The organism is Bacillus sp. FG16 (assembly GCF_057809515.1).
The window spans coordinates 1-763 of sequence record NZ_JBMDKC010000283.1; the positions used below are offsets into that span (position 1 = coordinate 1).

At 30.3% G+C, this 763-nt stretch carries 1 protein-coding gene and 1 pseudogene; both read left to right on the plus strand.

Going from position 1 to position 763, the window contains the following annotated elements; genetic code table 11:
* Nucleotides 1–319, plus strand: a pseudogene (locus tag ACODS7_RS32290) (tetratricopeptide repeat protein); the annotation flags it as partial.
* A complete protein-coding gene (locus ACODS7_RS32295; protein WP_186323896.1) occupies nt 316–453 on the plus strand; it encodes a hypothetical protein in 138 nt (45 codons plus the stop codon). The pseudogene ACODS7_RS32290 and the gene ACODS7_RS32295, both read left to right, overlap by 4 nt.
* Nucleotides 454–763: the final 310 nt, after the last annotated feature.

Consider the following 763-nt stretch of genomic DNA (forward strand, 5'->3'; position numbering starts at 1 on the left):
ACATTTCCGCTTAAGTCATTATGAAGAAGTAAGAGATTACATTGAAAAAGGACTAAAATCATGTGATAAGGAGTATTATTATCACTTTTCGATTTTAAAAGCTTTAAACGAAAAATGGCCTGTTGAAAGTTTAGATCTTATGATATCAGATGCAATTTCATATTTTAAAAGTCAAGAATTATGGAAAGATGTACAATCTTACGCCGAAGAATTAGCAGTCAAATGGTATGATGTAGGCAATGAGGGGAAAGCAAGTCGGTATTTTCATATGAGTTATGAAGCTAAAAAAATATTGAAAAAGAGGGGATCATTAAAATGAAATCAGGTTTATTAGTTTTAATGACTGTGGCTGTTGTATCTGTTGGCTTACATGGAATGATTTCAAAAGAGTTCAAATCATTAGAAAAAAATTATGTAATTTCTGTTCAATATGAACATGGAAGAGGTATTTAATGGGGACAAAAAAGAGCCTGCTTTGATTAGAGTCCACTGAAAAAGTCTAATAAATGATAAAAAGAAACGTAACACCTACTGCATACAGGTGCTGCGTTTCTTTTCGATTTCTATATATTGATAAAATTCATGTTGTTTTTTCAAATTAATCACTTTTTCAGTGGCTTCCTTTGATTATGCAGGCTCTTTTTTGTTATGGGGTAAATGATATATTTGATTTATAATTTATCAAAAAATATAAAACTACTTAGTTTGCACGTGATTTGCTCATAAATGTTTTTTGTCCAAATCCCAGACATGGAGAATAAGC